This is a genomic window from Nocardiopsis sp. NPDC057823 (genome assembly GCF_042797335.1).
Taxonomy (GTDB): domain Bacteria; phylum Actinomycetota; class Actinomycetes; order Streptosporangiales; family Streptosporangiaceae; genus Nocardiopsis; species Nocardiopsis changdeensis.
In genome coordinates, this window is record NZ_JBHVLR010000013.1 from 98,406 (window position 1) to 113,223 (window position 14,818).

Here is a 14,818-nt window from a genome sequence, read left to right on the forward strand (position 1 = left end):
AGGCCGTTCTACCGTGAGGGCATGACGAAATACGCGCGGATGTACCGTCTCGGCTTCACCCCGTGGGAACGTTACGGCGCCGCCGGCGGAGCACAGCTCGGCGGCCTGATCGACCGGGAGACGCAGGAGCGGCCGGGCGGCCCCGGGCGGGCCCTGGACCTGGGCTGCGGGCGCGGCCAGTTCACCCCCGAACTGGCCCGGCGCGGCTGGGAGGCGGTGGGGGTCGACCTCGTGCCGGCCGCGATCGAGGCCGCCCGGAGCAAAGGCCCGGCGGAGGTCGCCTACGTCGTGGGGGACGTGACCGACCTGCCGTCGGCCGGCCTGGGGGCGTTCGACCTGTTCCTCGACATCGGCTGCTTCCAGGGCCTGACCCCGGAGCAGCGGGCCGCCGAGGGGCGGGGCGTGACGGCGCTGGCCGCCCCCGGCGCCACCCTGCTGATGCTCGCCTTCGGGCCGTCCCGCTACCGGCGCCTGGTCGAGGGCGTCTCGCGGGCCGAGGTCGAGGCCGCGTTCCCCGGCTGGGAGCTCCTCTCGGCCGAGGACGCCGACCCCGCGGGCCTGGGATGGCCGATGAACCGGACCTCGCCGCAGTGGTACCGGTTCCGCCTCGCCGCCGACTGACCGGGAGCGGTGCGCCGGTGCACCGTGGCGTCCCCCGCGCCGGGGGCCGGCTCCGTTCCACGCCGCCGGGACGCCCCCGGGGAGGCGTTCCAGGCCACGCCGGGCGCGCCCCCCGATGGGGCCGCCCCCGATGACCGCCGCGTCCCCTCCCGGAGATGCCGCCGAAGCCGCTCCGGCCCGGTAAGCGGCCGGGAGGGCCGCAGGTCAGCGCAGGAGGCCCTGCGCCATCGCGATCAGCGCGTCGACGTCCTCCTCGACCATCGGCCGGCCGCTGATGCCCAGGCGGTGCAGCAGCGTCCCGGCGATCACGTCGACGATGAGCAGGATCCGCTGTTCCGGCTCCTTCAGCGCCTCCCGGAGCACGGCCAGGTACGGCGCCTGGAAGCGCGTGTTCAGGATCTCGCGCAGGGCGGGGTCGTTGATGGCCTCGCTGAACACCCCCGAGAACGCCGCGCCCACCCCGGGCTCCCCGATCTTCTCGGCGGCCCAGCGGACGGCCGTCTCCAGCATCGCGTCCCGGGTCTCCCCCTCCAGCGGTACCACGCCGATCGCGTCGAGCAGGCAGTCGACGATCAGAGCGCCCTTGGAGGGCCACCGGCGGTAGAGCGTCGTCTTGGCGACCCCCGCCTCGGCCGCGATGCGGTCCATCGTGGCGCCCGCGTAGCCCAGTTCCCGCACCGAGCGCAGTGTGGCCGCGAAGACGGTCGCGTTCAGATCGGAGCGAGGGCGTCCGGCCGGAGTGGATTTCTGCACCGGTTCAGGCTATCTTGCCGATTACGCTACTGGAAGTAGCGTAATTGATCCGAGAGGACACGCCATGAGCGGAAAGGCCCCTCTGGGCACCCGCATCCTCGCCAGGAACACCACGGACTGGGAGTCGCTCACCGACGAACAGGTGATCGCCGCACGGCACAGGACCAACCGCCTGCGGGCCTCGCGCGCGATGCGCGTGGTCACCGGCCTCCCCCACCGGCGCACCCGCATCACGGAACGGGTCCTGGACCTCCCCGGCCGCCGCCTGACCCTGCGCGTGCACAGGCCGCGCGACGCGGGCCCCCGGCTCCCGCTGGTCCTGTCGTTCCACGGCGGGGGCTTCATCGCCGGGACCGCCGCGCAGAACGACTGGCTCAACAGCCACCTGGCCGCCCGCTGTCCGGCGGTGGTCGTGGGGGTGGAGTACCGCCTGGCCCCCGAACACCCGCTGCCGCTGCCGGTCGAGGACGGCCACGACACGCTCGTCCGGATCCTCGACGAGGCCGGGGCCTGGGGCGTCGACCCGGCGGCCGTCGCGGTCCTGGGCGAGAGCGCCGGGGGCACGATCGCCGCGCTCATGGCCCTGCGCTCCCGCGAGGGCGGCCCCGCGGTGCACGCCCAGGTGCTGGCCTACCCCGCCCTGGACTGGACGGAGACCATGGCCGATTACCCCTCGATCGCCGCCAACACGGGGCAGCCCGCGTTCTCCCTGTCCGAGTTCCGCACCGCCGCCCGGCTGAGCCTGCCGCCGGGGCTGGACCCGCGGGAGGTGTCCCCGCTCAAGCTCGAGGACCTGTCCGGCCTGCCCCCGGCGCTGGTGGTGACCGGCGGTCTGGACCCGCTCGAGGACCACGGCGGCCGCTACGCCGAGCGGCTCCGATCCGCGGGCACCGACGCCCGGCGGGACCGCTACCCGGGGGCCGTCCACGGGTTCCTCAGCATGCCCGGCCTGGTCCGGCAGGCCCGTCCCGCGCGGGACGGGATCCTCGCGTTCCTGCACGGCCGGCTGCACCCCGCGGCGCGACGGGCGGGGGTGGAGCGGCGATGACCGCCACCGACACCGCCGGAGCGGCGACCGGGTCCGCCCCGCCCGCCGAGGCGCGGGACACGGGCCGCACGCCGGACGGGGGCGCCGGCGGGCTGCTGCGCCCCTACGCGGGCGGCTTCGCCTCCGTGGTGGTCCTCCAGGTCGTCGGGGCCCTCGCGGGCCTGGCCCCGCTGCTGGCGGTGGTCGAGCTGGGCCGGGCCCTGCTGGCGTCGGGACCGCCCGACCCGGACCGCGTCCGGGTCGCCGTGGTGGTGGGCGCGGCCGGGCTGTTCGTCCGCCTGCTGTTCACGGCCGCCTCGTCCGGGGTCGGGCACCTGGTCGACGTCCGGCTGCAGCTGGCCCTGCGCCGGAGGCTGGCCGAGCGGCTGGGGCGGGCGCCGATCGGCTGGCTCTCCCGGCGCCGGACCGGCGAACTGGCCAAGGTGGTCGGTGAGGACGTGAGCGCCGTGCACCCGTTCATCGCCCACGCGCCCGGCGAGCTGGTCTCCGCGTTCGTGGTACCGCTGGTGGCGCTGGCCTACCTGTTCACCGTGGACTGGCGGCTCACCCTGGTCACCCTGGTCCCGGTGGTGCTGGCGGTGGCGCTGGTGCCGCTGATGATGACCCCCGCCCGGCTGCGCGAGCAGGAGGAGTTCGACGCCGCCCAGGGGCGGATCGCGGACGCCGCCGTGGAGTTCGTCCGGGGCATCTCGGTGGTCAAGGTGTTCGGCGGCCAGGAGCGCGCCCACCGCGGGTTCCTGCGGGCCGTGGACGACTTCACCGCCTCGTTCTTCCGCATGGTGCGCAACCTCTCCGTGGTCGCCGCGGGCATGCAGCTGGTGCTGTCGCCGCCGTTCGTGCTGCTGGCCGTGCTGGTCGGCGGGACGGTGCTGGTCACGGCGGGCGGGATGGCCCCGGCGGACCTGCCGCCCTTCCTGCTGCTGGGCCCCGGCCTGGCCGCCCCGGTGGCGGCCCTGGGCCACGGGTTCGACGACCTGCAGGCCGCCCGGCGCGCGGTCGGGCGGATCCGGGAGGTGCTGGCGGTGCCCCCGCTCCCCGAGCCCGCGCACCCGGTCGCGCCCCGGGGCCACCGGGTGGAGCTGAGCGGGGTCGGGTTCGACTACGGGGACGGCCGCGAGGTGCTGCGGGGGATCGACCTGGTGCTCGAACCGGGGACGGTCACCGCGGTCGTCGGGCCGTCCGGCAGCGGCAAGTCCACCCTGGTCCGGCTGCTGCCGCGGTTCTTCGACCCGACCTCCGGCTCGGTCCGCCTGGGCGGTGCCGACCTGCGGGAGATCGACGGCCGGGAGCTGTACCGGAAGGTGTCGTTCGTCTTCCAGGACACGCGCCTGCTGCGCGCCTCGGTCGCGGACAACATCGCGCTGGCGGTGCCACGGGCCGGCCGCGGGGCGGTGGAGCGGGCAGCCCGGGCGGCGGAGGTCCACGAGCGCGTCACGGCCCTGCCGCACGGCTACGAGACGGTGCTGGGCGAGGAGGCCGGGCTGTCGGGCGGTGAGGCGCAGCGGATCGCGATCGCCCGCGCGCTGCTCGCGGACACCCCCGTCCTGGTGCTGGACGAGGCCACCGCGTTCGCCGACCCGCTGACCGAGCGGGCGGTGCGCCGGGCCCTGACCTCGCGCGGAGGAGAGCGGACGGTCCTGGTCATCGCCCACCGGTTGGAGACGATCGCCGACGCCGACACCGTCGTGATGCTCAGGGACGGGGAGGTCGTCGAACGCGGCGCGCCCGCCGAACTGCTGGCCCGGGACGGCGAGTTCGCCGCGTTCTGGAGGACCCACCGGGCCGCCTCCGAAGAATCGACCGCCGCGGGCGACGCGGTGCGAGGAGACGAACCCCGATGATCCGGATGCTGCTGCGCGTGCTCGGGGACGGGTACGCGCGACCGGTACGGCGTACCGTCGTGCTGATGACGGCCGCCGCGGTGGCCGAGGGCCTGGCCTGCGCCCTGCTGGTCCCGGTGCTGCGGGCGCTGTTCGGCGACGACCCCGGCGGGGCCCTGCCCTGGCTGGCGGCGTTCGGCGCCGCGGTGGCCGGGTACGGGGTCCTGCGCTACCTCGCGGACCTGTCCGGGTTCCGGGCCGGGACCACGCTGCTGCGGGGGGTGTACCACCGGCTCGGCGACCATCTGGCCCGGCTGCCCGTCGGCTGGTACACCGGCGACCGGGTCGGGGAGGTGTCCGGCCTGGCCGGACGCGGCGTGCTCCAGGCGATGGGCGTGATCGCGCACCTGCTGGCGCCGTTCCTCACGGCCTGCGCGACGCCCCTGACCATCGTCGTCGTGATGCTCGCCTTCGACTGGCGGCTGGGGCTGGCCGCCGCGGCCGCCGTGCCGGTCGTGGCCGCGGTCCAGGTCCGGGCGGGGCGTGCGTCGGCGGCCGCCGACGCCGAGCGCACGGCGCGGGACCACGAGGCCACGGGGTGGGTGATCGAGTACCTCGGCGCCCAGCCGGTGCTGCGTGCGGGAGGCCGGGGCACCGAGCGCTTCCGGGCGCTGGACGAGGCGCTGCGCGGGATCCGGCGCGCGTCGCGCCGCTCGCTCGTGGCGGCGCTGCCCGGCGTGGTGGGCCTGGCGCTGACCGTGCAGGCGGCGTTCACGGCGGTCCTGACCCTGGGCGCGTACCTGGTGCTCGGCGGGGACATCGGGGCGGCCGAACTCCTGGCCGTCCTGGTGCTGGCCGCCCGCTGCGCCGACCCGCTGCTGTCGCTGTCGGACCTGGGCGGGCAGCTGCGCGCCGCGCGGGCCGAGCTGGAACGGCTCGACACGGTGCTGCGCACCGAGCCGCTGCCCGAGCCCGCGGAACCGGTCCGGCCTCAGCGGCACGACCTGGAGTTCGCGTCCGTGGAGTTCGGGTACGGCGGCCGCACGGTGATCGACGGCCTCTCCCTGTCGGTGCCCGAGGGGCGGCGGCTCGCCGTCGTCGGCCCGTCCGGGGCGGGCAAGAGCACGCTGCTGCACCTGGTGGCCCGGTTCCACGACGTACAGGGCGGCTCGGTGCGGCTGGGGGGTGTGGACGTGCGGTCCGTTCCCACGGAGGTGCTGATGGAGCGGATCGCCGTGGTCTTCCAGGACGTGCACCTCTTCTCGGGGACGATCGAGGAGAACGTGCGGCTGGGCCGGCCCGGCGCCACGGCGGCGGAGGTGCGCGCGGCGGCGGCCGCGGCCCGGCTGGACGAGGTGGTCGAGCGGCTGCCCCGGGGCTGGGAGACGGAGGTCGGCGAGGGCGGGGCGCTGCTGTCGGGCGGGGAGCGCCAGCGGGTGTCGATCGCGCGGGCGCTGCTGAAGGACGCGCCGGTGGTGCTGCTGGACGAGGTGACCTCCGCGCTGGACCCGGTCGGCGAGGCCGCGGTGCACGAGGGCATCGAGCGCCTGTCTGCGGGCCGGACGGTGGTGATGGTCGCGCACCGGCTGCGCACCGTCCGCGGCGCCGACCACATCGTGTTCCTGGACGGCGGCCGGATCGTGGAGGAGGGCGACCACGAGGGGCTGCTGCGCCGCGGCGGCCGCTACGCGGACTTCTGGCGGGCCTCCACCGCGGACGTGCCCTCGGGGGGCGGCGGATGACGCCGGGGCGGCCGGGGGACCTCGGGAACCGCGGCGGGGGCGAACCGGGGCGGGACCTCGGGCATCCCACTCCCGGAGCGGCCGTCCCCGCGAGGGCGCGGTCCCCCGGATCCGCCCCCCACTCCCCCCGTTTCGGAGGCCCCGTGTCGCCCAACTATGTGATCCGTACGATCGTCCTGTCCCTCCTGAGCCTGGTGGCGCTGGTCTTCGGACTGGTCTCGCTGGTCGGCGGGGACGTCGAACGAGGGCTGGGCTCTCTCGCCGGAGGAGCCATCGGCCTGTTGCTCGTCACCGTCTCGCTGATCGTCACACGGGCCAGGGTCCGGCAGGTCAGGGCCCGGCTCCAGGCGCAGGAGCAGGCCCGGGCACAGGCGCAGGCACAGGCACAGCGGCCGTACCCCGGGCCGCACCACCCCCCGCATCCGCAGCAGTGGGCGGGCCCGGGGTACGGGCACCCGCAGCAGCAGTACCGTCCCGGCCCGCCCGGCCGGCCGGGCCCCTGGCAGGGGCACCCGCCGCGGCCTCCCCACCCGCCGCACCGCTGAGCGGGGCTCAGGCCGGCCCGGCGGTCCCCGTCAGGAGCACCAGCAGCGGCAGGGCGAGGTTGTTGACCGAGTGGACGGCCACGGCGGGCCAGATCGACCCGCTGCGGCGCATCACCTCGGCGGCGACGAGGCCCACCACGAACGCCGCGGGCAGGATGATGTTGACGCCGTGGAACACGGCGAAGACCGCCGAGCCGCCCAGGGACCCGATGACGGGCCCGTACCGCAGCAGGGCGGTGGTGACGACGCCGCGGAAGAGGAACTCCTCGCCGATCGGCGTCAGCACCGCCAGGAACAGGACGGTCAGGAAGAAGGCGGGCAGGCCGCCGCCCGCGGCGTCGTAGTACATGCCCTGCGGGTTCTCCTCGTACCCGGTCAGGGCGGTGATGGCGAGGATCAGCCCGCCCTTGAGGAGCAGGGCGGCCAGGCCCCAGGCCGCGCCGATGAGCATCCAGCGCGCCGTGGTGCGGCGGACGTTGAAGGCGGCCAGGGAGCGGATGCGCAGCGCCGCCGCCACGGCGAAGCCGAAGAGCCCGGCGACGCCCGACCAGGCGGCCACGACGAGGCCGAACGCCACCGGCCCCAGGGGTTCGGACGGAATGAACACGAGCAGGACGCCGGCCGCGGTCAGGGCCGCCAGGCCGGCGATGACCTCGGGCCAGCCGGGGCGCCGCGGGGCGGCGCCGGCGGCCGGAGCCGGCCGTCCTGGGTGGTCGGAACGGGTGCTGGACATGGCTGGTCCCTCCTCGGTGTCGGGTGCCCCGGGGACCACGGGCCCGCGCGGCTCCGGCCGCGTCGGGCGCCCTCGCCCGCGGTCCCCCGGGCATGCCCCCATTCCATCCCCGGCGGCGCCCGCACGGCAGTGGCGCCGCGTCACCGCCCGGGGATGACATTTCCCCGGTCGCGGCCATGACGCTGCGTCACGGGTGGCCCGCCGCCCCGGCCACCGGGTCTCAAGGTCCGAGCGGCCCTGCGACCGGGGAGGTCGCCATGATGTCTCCATGGACGATGGTGAAGAGAGCAGAGCGTTCCTACTGAAACGCGCTTTCTGGGTACTGCACCTCGAACTCGGCGTTCCGCGCGAGCTCGGCGAGGAGTGGTACGGCCCCGGACTCGGTCGCGACGGCTACCGGCACTTCGAACGCCATCTGTGGGCACGGCGGCCCTCCTTCACCGTGCCCCTCGTCGGGGGCTGCCTCATCCGCATCTCGTACCGCAACGAGGGGTACGGAGACGGCCACACCGCCTACGAGGTGGTGCACGACCGGTGGGAGGAGCCCGAGCCCCTCGGGCTCTGCGCCGGGAACGGGTCCGGGCCGGGATTGTGCTGGGAGGAACTGCTCTCCGCCGCGGACGGAGTCCCCTCGGGGCACGACCGGCTCGATCCGTACACCCGCCTGCTCCTCCTGCTGCCGATGTGGGGCGGTGACCGGGTGCCGCCCGGCTCCGTGCACCGCCTGGCCCAAGCCCTGTACGAGCGTATGGGGATGCAGGACGCCCGCGCGGTCGCCACCGCGATGTTGGAGCGGGGCGGACAGTACCCGGCGCGTTGGACGACCACCGGGACGGGGGTCCTGGTCAACGACGGGATCTACTCGACCCGCAGCCCCGGAAGCCTCTCCTCAGTGGGAGAGGGTGCCCGGACCCGACTGTCGGAGGCGTTCAGTCGCCGGGGTCCGTCCTGAGGAGGGCGCGGGCGCGGTGAAGGACTGCCCGGGAAACGGGTGGGAGAGACGTCCTGAAAAGGGGGAAGCCGGTCCGACCGTGGCGGTCGGACCGGCTCCGGGTCCGGTTCCGGGCAGGACCCGGTGGCGGATCAGGCCAGGTCGAAGCGGTCCAGCTCCATCACCTTGGTCCACGCGGCGACGAAGTCCTCGACGAACTTCTTCTTCGCGTCGTCGGAGGCGTACACCTCCGCCAGGGCGCGCAGCTCGGAGTTGGAGCCGAACACCAGGTCGACGCGGCTGCCGGTCCACTTGACCGCGCCGGACTCGTCCTTGGCGACGAACGTCTGCGAGGTCTCGGAGCTCTCACCGGTCGGGGTCCAGGTGGTCCCCAGGTCGAGCAGGTTGACGAAGAAGTCGTTCGTCAGGGTGCCCGGCGCGTCGGTGAACACGCCCACCTCGGAGTTGTCGTAGTTGGCGCCCAGCACGCGCAGGCCGCCGACCAGGACGGTGGTCTCCGGGGCGCTCAGGCCCAGCAGGTTCGCCTTGTCGATCAGCAGGTACTCGGCGGGGAGGCGGTTGCCCTCGCCGTAGTAGTTGCGGAAGCCGTCGGCGACCGGCTGCAGGTAGGAGAAGGACTCGACGTCCGTGTGCTCCAGGGTCGCGTCCACGCGGCCCGGGGTGAACGGCACGACGACGTCCTGCCCGGCGGCCTGGGCCGCCTTCTCCACGCCCACGCCGCCGGCGAGGACGATGAGGTCGGCGAGCGACACCTTCTTCGCGGAGGAGGCGTTGAACTTGTCGGCGATGCTCTCGAGGGTGCTCAGCACCTCGCGCAGCTCCACCGGGTTGTTGACCGCCCAGTCGATCTGCGGGGCCAGGCGGACGCGGGCGCCGTTGGCACCGCCGCGCTTGTCGCTGTCGCGGTAGGTGGACGCCGAGGCCCACGCGGTCTTGACCAGCTGGGACACGGTCAGGCCGGACTCGGCGACGGCCGCCTTGAGGGCCGCGATCTCGGGCTCGCCGATGACCTCGCCCTCCTGGGCGGGCAGCGGGTCCTGCCAGAGCAGGGTCTCCTCCGGGACCTCGGGGCCGAGGTAGCGGGACTTCGGGCCCATGTCGCGGTGGGTCAGCTTGTACCAGGCCCGGGCGAACGCGTCGGCGAACTCCTCGGGGTTCTCGTAGAAGCGGCGCGAGATCGGCTCGTAGATCGGGTCGAAGCGCAGCGACAGGTCGGTGGTGAGCATGGTCGGCTTGTGCTTCTTGTTCGGGTCGTGGGCGTCGGGGATGATCTCCTCGGCGTCCTTGGCGACCCACTGGTGCGCGCCGGCCGGGCTCTGGGTGAGCTCGTACTCGAACTCGAACAGGTTCTTGAAGAAGCCGTGGCTCCACTGCGCGGGCGTGGAGGTCCAGGTGACCTCGAGGCCCGACGTGATGGTGTCGCCGCCCTTGCCGGTGCCGTAGTTGTTCTTCCAGCCCAGGCCCTGCTGCTCCAGGCCGGCGGCCTCGGGGTCGGCCTCGACGTTGTCGGCCGGGCCCGCGCCGTGGGTCTTGCCGAAGGTGTGGCCGCCGGCGATGAGGGCGACGGTCTCCTCGTCGTTCATGCCCATGCGGCCGAAGGTGTCGCGGATGTCGCGGGCCGCGGCGATCGGGTCCGGGTTGCCGTTGGGGCCCTCCGGGTTGACGTAGATGAGGCCCATCTGGACGGCGGCCAGCGGCTTCTCCAGCTCGCGGTCGCCGCTGTAGCGCTTGTCGTCGAGCCAGGTGGTCTCGGGGCCCCAGTAGACGTCCTCGTCGGCCTCCCAGACGTCCTCGCGGCCGCCGCCGAAGCCGAAGGTCTCGAAGCCCATGGACTCCAGCGCGACGTTGCCCGCGAGGATGAGGAGGTCGGCCCAGGAGATGTTCTGGCCGTACTTCTTCTTGACCGGCCACAGCAGGCGGCGGGCCTTGTCCAGGTTGGCGTTGTCGGGCCAGCTGTTGAGGGGGGCGAACCGCTGCTGGCCGGCGCTGCCGCCGCCGCGGCCGTCGAACAGGCGGTAGGTGCCCGCGCTGTGCCAGGACATGCGGATGACGAGGGGGCCGTAGTGGCCGAAGTCGGCGGGCCACCAGTCCTGGGACGTGGTGAGGACCTCGGCGATGTCCGCCTTCACGGCGTCCAGGTCCAGGGCCTTGAACGCCTCGGCGTAGTCGAAGCCCTCACCGAGGGGGTTCGCCACGGCCGGGTTCTTGGCGAGGATCTTCAGGTTGAGCCGGTTGGGCCACCAGGTGCTGTTGGCACCGGTCTGGGTGGGGTGCGGGGCGCGACCGTGCGCGACGGGGCAGCCGCCGGACGCCTCGGTCTCGGCGGTGGGGGTGACTACCTCGTTGTTTTCGGACATCGTCTTCCTTCCGGAACAGGGAAGAGGTGAACTCTTGGTTTCAGGACTCGCGTGTACGGGCGCAGTCGGGGCAGACACCCCAGTAGACGACCTCGGCCTCGTCGACCCGGAAGCCGTGGTCGGACGATGCGGTCAGGCACGGTGCGTGCCCGACGGCGCAGTCGACGTCGGCTATGGCACCGCAGGAGCGGCACACGACGTGGTGGTGGTTGTCCCCGACCCGTGTCTCGTAACGGGCCACGGAGCCCTGTGGCTGGATGCGCCGAAGCAGCCCGGCGCCGGTCAACGCCTTGAGCACGTCGTAGACGGCCTGGCCGGACACCGTGCCGAGGTTCCCGCGCACGAGGTCGATGACCGACTCCGTGTCGGCGTGCGGGTTGTCGTGCACGGCGGACAGCACTGCCATCCGAGGGCTCGTCACCCGCAGGCCGGACTCGCGCAGCATGCGCTCGAAATCCGAAGGGGTTGGCATGGCCGCCAGTCTGCCGCCTTTTCTGGAACTAGTCAAATGATGTGATGGATCCACCTTAGCCGGGCACGGGTCGGCCGGGAGGGCCCTCCGGCCTGCGCGGACGACGGAGGGCGGCCGACGCCCCCACGGCGGCGGGAGGGCGGAAGGGGACCCCGGGAACGCATTCTCCGACCCCGGGGCGCGGATTACACGGAAGGACACATGAACCCCCGGAGAATCCGCAACGGCGAACGGCGGAGCACCCTTCCGCCGCACCTCGCACCCCCGGCATCGCCGACGCCGCAAGGCGCGACGCCCGTGAGCGCAATCGGTTTACGGCGGAAGATGAAGATATGGACACATCGCGAGAATAAATCCCAAAGGGCACATGAATCGCAATCGGTTCGTGATTCCCCTTTGCGAATTCCGTTCCTTTGGGAACGTAGGCTCGCATGCGATCGGAGCCCTTTCCGGGTACCCCGGCAGAGGGTGCCCCCGCGCACCCCTCCCCCATCTCCCATCGCCCCGCCCGCGCGCTCGTCCCGGACGGCAGCCGCGGTCAGGGGCCGGTCCGCCGCAGCGGATCCCATCCCCGAGGACACACGTGAAGACCAGCACCCCGAACGCACGGCGCGCGCTCCGCGCCGGGGCCGTGTTCGCCGCCCTGGGGGCCCTGAGCCTGACCTGGGCCGCCCCCGCCGCCGCCGACGAGGACCCGAACGGGTTCGCGGAGTCGGCCATCAACGACCGCGGAGCGGTCGGACACTTCGGTCCGCGCGGCGGCGATGTCGGCGGCGTCCGGGACTACCTGCACGACGGCGACATCTGGGCCGTGGGCATCACCTCGGTCCTGGTGGACGTGGACCAGGACATCCTCCGCTCGTGGGTGCGGTTCGAGGAGCTGGGCATCCAGCTCACCGAGTCCGACGTCGAGGAGATGCTCGCCGGGGTCGACGACTCCACCGCCCCCGCCGACTCCGAGGGCGTGGACGAGTCCCCCGCGCCGGAGACCGAAGCGCCGAGCCCCTCCCCGGAGGCCACCGAAGAGCCCGAGGAGACCGAGGAGCCCGCCGTCACCCCCTCCCCCGGCGCCCCTGAGGAAGGGATCGTCGAGGAGGCCCCGGCCACCGAGGGCGACGGCGTCGCCGCGGTCGTCGAACTCGACGAGGACACCGCCACACCGGTCTCCGCGGGTGACGACATCGTGCTGGACGCCGACTTCACCGGCGTCTGGCTGCGGCTCCAGCAGTCCTGGGCCGGCGGCCCGGTGTACGAGTTCGACGAGGGCGAGACGTCCTTCTCCGTGAACGAGTACGGCGCCGAGATCTCCTTCTCCACCGAGGAGGTCCTCTGGGAGGACCGCTACCAGGGCGAGTACCTGTGGGGTGCCGCGCACTTCGTGGAGATGGTCGTGGAGTTCCCCGAGCAGGGGCTGGCCGTCACCTACCCGCTGGGGCAGACCTGGGTCGGCTCCCCCTTCGAGCCCACGGTCGACAACGGCGGCGGCGAGGAGGGCTCCGAGGGCGGGGAGAACGGGAACGGCTCCGAGGAGGGCGGTTCCGGCGGTGAGGACGGCGACGGCGAGGCCTCCGAGGGCAAGCCCTCCGCGCCCGTGGACCGCTCCACCGACGCCCTGCCCCGCACCGGCAGCCCGGTCGTCGGCCTGATCGCCGCGGGTACGGCGATCGCGCTCGGCGGCGGCGCGGCCGCCTACCTGGCGCGTCGCAAGAAGAAGCAGGACGCCGCGGCCTGATCCGCGCGGTGGCGGGGCCCCGGGAGCAGCGGCTCCCGGGGCCCCGCCGTTCTCCGGGGAGGCGGGGGCCGGGCGGGGGCGATGAGTTCCGGCGCCGGCAGCGGTCGGTACGGGTGACGGACCGCGGCGGGCGGCGGCCGCCGCGGGAGGGGACCCGCGGAGAGGGAAGGGAACCGGTATGGGAACAGCAGGAGGAACCAGGCCGGAGGCGCTGGCGCGCCTGGACGTCTTCATCGGCGAGTGGGACCTGGAGCCCCGCTTCGCCGCCGGGCGCCCCGGCGGGGCCGGTCCCGGCGGGGAGCGGGTCGTGGCGCGCAGCCGGTTCGAGTGGGACCTGGACGGGAGGTTCCTGGTCCAGCGCAGCGAGGTCTCGATACCCGAGGCGCCCGACGGCCTGATGGTCGTCGCGCCGGGGAGGGAGGCGGGGACCTACACGCAGCACTACTTCGACTCCCGGGGCGTGGTGCGCCTGTACTCGATGGGGTTCGCCGACGGGGTGTGGACCCTGCTGCGGGAGGAGGCGGACTTCTCACCGCTCGACTTCCGGCAGCGGTTCACCGGCACCTTCTCGGCGGACGGGAATGTCATCGACGGCGCCTGGGAGATCGCGCACGGGGACGGCGGCTGGGAGAAGGACTTCGACCTGGTGTACCGCCGGATCCGGTGACCGGGGCGCCGTCCCGTGCCTTCGCTCAGCCGCCGGAATGCCCCGGGAGGTCGACCAGGAGGGTGTCGGGCGGGTGGCGGGAGGTGCGGCAGAGGGGTTCGGCCGCGCAGTGGGCACAGGCGGAACAGCACAGGTGGTGGACGCCGAACGCGACGGTCCCGTCCTCTTCCTCCGTGAGGTGCGCCGGACGGACCCGGCCGTCGGGCCGGGCCAGCAGCCACCGGAAGGGGTTGGCGGTGTCGTCGGGGACCCGGCAGCGGTATCCGGTCCCGCGGGCGACCCGGGCGGCGAACCGCCATTCGGGCAGCCGGGCGTGGGTGACGGAGCAGGAGACCAGGGTGCCCCCGGCGGCCGGGTCCGGAGCGGCCTCGAAGAGCCCGTACCGCTCGGGGAGGGCGGGCAGGGCCGCCAGCTCCTCATCGGTGTACACGGGCACGCCCAGGTGTCGGGCGCACAACGCGCGCGCCCGCTCCGGGGTCACCGGGCCCTCGACGAGGACCTCGTACATCCCGGCCGTCACCGGTGCCCCGCCGGCACGGGGACGAGCAGTGCGGTGGCGTCGTCGCGGCCCCCGGCCCCCAGGACGTGCCGGACCAGGGCGCGGGCGGTGTCCGCCGCGGTGGCCGCGCCCCGCGGACCGGCGCCTCCCGCGACCGCGCGCAGGTCGTCGGGGGCGGGCAGGTGCCGCCACAGCCCGTCGGTGCACAGCAGCAGCCGACCCGGCCCCGGGGGCCGGTGGCTGCGGACACGCGGAACGGGGTCGGCGGCGTCGGCGCCCAGCCAGGCGACGAGGGCGTCGTGCTCGCCGGTGTCGTCCTCGGTGAGGAGCATCCCGGTGCCGGAGTCGGGCAGCCAGTAGGCGCGGCTGTCGCCGACCCAGGACACCCACAGGCCGCGTTCGCCGACGACGCAGGCGACCTGGGTGCAGGAGGGCGCGAGGGACCCGGCCGCGAGGGGGTCCCGGTCCGGGCCGCCGGGGGCGGCCAGGGCCGCGACGGCGCGGCCGGCCCGGGCGGTGGCGCCGGTGAGCGCGTCCTCCGGAATGGCGCCCGCCGCCAGGGCTCGGGCCAGTTCCCGGACGGTGACCTCCGCGGCGATCCGGGCCGCCCGCTCGGCGCGGGGCGCCATGGAGACGCCGTCGCAGACGGCGCCGACGGTCCACCCCCCGGCCGTGCGCAGGGCCAGGGCGTCGGCGTTGGTCCGGCGGCCGGGGCCGCGTTCGCCGTACCCGGCCGCGCCGCCGGCGTCGGCCCGGCTGTGGCCGAGGAGGTCGGAGAGGTCGGCGCCGCACTCCCAGCAGCGGCCGTCCGGGGCGGGTGCGCCGCCGCACCGGGGGCAGTCCGTGTGCTCGTTCATCTGCCCCGCATTCTGGCAGA

General features: G+C 74.4%; 14 protein-coding genes. 8 read left to right on the forward strand and 6 right to left on the reverse strand.

Going from position 1 to position 14,818, the window contains the following annotated elements; genetic code table 11:
- Positions 1-21: 21 nt before the first annotated feature.
- A complete protein-coding gene (locus ACFVNO_RS20790; RefSeq protein ID WP_378894869.1) occupies positions 22-621 on the forward strand; it encodes a class I SAM-dependent methyltransferase in 600 nt (199 codons plus the stop codon).
- Between the two features lie 204 nt (positions 622-825).
- Here ACFVNO_RS20790 and ACFVNO_RS20795 read toward each other — a convergent pair whose 3' ends face one another.
- Positions 826-1,374 (reverse strand): TetR/AcrR family transcriptional regulator, encoded by a 549-nt coding sequence (locus ACFVNO_RS20795; protein ID WP_378894872.1) that lies wholly within the window; start codon positions 1,372-1,374, stop codon positions 826-828.
- A gap of 64 nt (positions 1,375-1,438) precedes the next feature.
- Between ACFVNO_RS20795 and ACFVNO_RS20800 the strand changes: the two genes are divergently transcribed.
- From ACFVNO_RS20800 to ACFVNO_RS20815, 4 genes are all read left to right on the forward strand, one after another.
- On the forward strand, positions 1,439-2,422 hold the full coding sequence (locus ACFVNO_RS20800; RefSeq protein WP_378894875.1) for an alpha/beta hydrolase: 984 nt from the start codon (positions 1,439-1,441) through the stop codon (positions 2,420-2,422).
- The gene (locus tag ACFVNO_RS20805; protein WP_378894878.1) at positions 2,419-4,263 is read left to right on the forward strand and encodes an ABC transporter ATP-binding protein; all 1,845 of its coding nucleotides are present in this window, start codon (positions 2,419-2,421) and stop codon (positions 4,261-4,263) included. The genes ACFVNO_RS20800 and ACFVNO_RS20805 overlap by 4 nt, the downstream gene beginning before the upstream one ends.
- Positions 4,260-5,984 (forward strand): ABC transporter ATP-binding protein, encoded by a 1,725-nt coding sequence (locus ACFVNO_RS20810; protein WP_378894881.1) that lies wholly within the window; start codon positions 4,260-4,262, stop codon positions 5,982-5,984. The genes ACFVNO_RS20805 and ACFVNO_RS20810 overlap by 4 nt, the downstream gene beginning before the upstream one ends.
- Positions 5,985-6,127: 143 nt before the next feature.
- Entirely contained in the window at positions 6,128-6,529 is a 402-nt protein-coding gene (locus ACFVNO_RS20815) for a hypothetical protein (protein WP_378894884.1), read from the forward strand.
- A 7-nt stretch (positions 6,530-6,536) separates the two neighbouring features.
- Here the strand turns inward: ACFVNO_RS20815 and ACFVNO_RS20820 are convergent, their stop codons facing one another.
- Positions 6,537-7,262: a CPBP family intramembrane glutamic endopeptidase gene (locus ACFVNO_RS20820; RefSeq protein ID WP_355262054.1), complete on the reverse strand. Its 726-nt coding sequence runs from the start codon at positions 7,260-7,262 to the stop codon at positions 6,537-6,539.
- 268 nt (positions 7,263-7,530) lie between these two features.
- Here ACFVNO_RS20820 and ACFVNO_RS20825 point away from each other — a divergent pair, with 268 nt between their 5' ends.
- On the forward strand, positions 7,531-8,214 hold the full coding sequence (locus ACFVNO_RS20825) for a hypothetical protein (protein ID WP_378894888.1): 684 nt from the start codon (positions 7,531-7,533) through the stop codon (positions 8,212-8,214).
- A gap of 131 nt (positions 8,215-8,345) precedes the next feature.
- Here the strand turns inward: ACFVNO_RS20825 and katG are convergent, their stop codons facing one another.
- Entirely contained in the window at positions 8,346-10,571 is a 2,226-nt protein-coding gene (gene katG / locus ACFVNO_RS20830; RefSeq protein WP_355262057.1) for a catalase/peroxidase HPI, read from the reverse strand.
- Between the two features lie 40 nt (positions 10,572-10,611).
- The gene (locus tag ACFVNO_RS20835) at positions 10,612-11,043 is read right to left on the reverse strand and encodes a Fur family transcriptional regulator (RefSeq protein ID WP_220559484.1); all 432 of its coding nucleotides are present in this window, start codon (positions 11,041-11,043) and stop codon (positions 10,612-10,614) included.
- A 583-nt stretch (positions 11,044-11,626) separates the two neighbouring features.
- Here ACFVNO_RS20835 and ACFVNO_RS20840 point away from each other — a divergent pair.
- Positions 11,627-12,775, forward strand: coding sequence for an LPXTG cell wall anchor domain-containing protein (locus tag ACFVNO_RS20840; RefSeq protein WP_378894892.1), 1,149 nt, complete (start codon positions 11,627-11,629; stop codon positions 12,773-12,775).
- A gap of 178 nt (positions 12,776-12,953) precedes the next feature.
- The gene (locus tag ACFVNO_RS20845; RefSeq protein WP_355262063.1) at positions 12,954-13,442 is read left to right on the forward strand and encodes a hypothetical protein; all 489 of its coding nucleotides are present in this window, start codon (positions 12,954-12,956) and stop codon (positions 13,440-13,442) included.
- Between the two features lie 25 nt (positions 13,443-13,467).
- On the opposite strand, the gene ACFVNO_RS20850 is transcribed toward ACFVNO_RS20845, so the two are convergent.
- Together ACFVNO_RS20850 and ACFVNO_RS20855 are read right to left on the reverse strand one after the other, a co-directional pair.
- Positions 13,468-13,962 carry a hypothetical protein gene (locus ACFVNO_RS20850; RefSeq protein ID WP_355262065.1) on the reverse strand — a complete coding sequence of 165 codons (495 nt, stop codon included), beginning with the start codon at positions 13,960-13,962 and terminating at the stop codon, positions 13,468-13,470.
- Positions 13,959-14,798, reverse strand: coding sequence for a protein phosphatase 2C domain-containing protein (locus ACFVNO_RS20855; RefSeq protein WP_355262068.1), 840 nt, complete (start codon positions 14,796-14,798; stop codon positions 13,959-13,961). Before ACFVNO_RS20855 ends, ACFVNO_RS20850 begins: the two co-directional genes overlap by 4 nt.
- Between the last annotated feature and the right edge of the window lie 20 nt (positions 14,799-14,818).

Excerpts from the sequence above, each read along its gene's own strand:
- ACFVNO_RS20790 (WP_378894869.1), top strand. The coding sequence starts at position 22 with ATGACGAAATACGCGCGGATGTACCGTCTCGGCTTCACCCCGTGGGAA.
- ACFVNO_RS20800 (WP_378894875.1), top strand. The coding sequence starts at position 1,439 with ATGAGCGGAAAGGCCCCTCTGGGCACCCGCATCCTCGCCAGGAACACC.
- ACFVNO_RS20805 (WP_378894878.1), top strand. The coding sequence starts at position 2,419 with ATGACCGCCACCGACACCGCCGGAGCGGCGACCGGGTCCGCCCCGCCC.
- ACFVNO_RS20810 (WP_378894881.1), top strand. The coding sequence starts at position 4,260 with ATGATCCGGATGCTGCTGCGCGTGCTCGGGGACGGGTACGCGCGACCG.
- ACFVNO_RS20820 (WP_355262054.1), bottom strand. The coding sequence starts at position 7,262 with ATGTCCAGCACCCGTTCCGACCACCCAGGACGGCCGGCTCCGGCCGCC.
- ACFVNO_RS20825 (WP_378894888.1), top strand. The coding sequence starts at position 7,531 with ATGGACGATGGTGAAGAGAGCAGAGCGTTCCTACTGAAACGCGCTTTC.
- katG (WP_355262057.1), bottom strand. The coding sequence starts at position 10,571 with ATGTCCGAAAACAACGAGGTAGTCACCCCCACCGCCGAGACCGAGGCG.
- ACFVNO_RS20835 (WP_220559484.1), bottom strand. The coding sequence starts at position 11,043 with ATGCCAACCCCTTCGGATTTCGAGCGCATGCTGCGCGAGTCCGGCCTG.
- ACFVNO_RS20845 (WP_355262063.1), top strand. The coding sequence starts at position 12,954 with ATGGGAACAGCAGGAGGAACCAGGCCGGAGGCGCTGGCGCGCCTGGAC.
- ACFVNO_RS20855 (WP_355262068.1), bottom strand. The coding sequence starts at position 14,798 with ATGAACGAGCACACGGACTGCCCCCGGTGCGGCGGCGCACCCGCCCCG.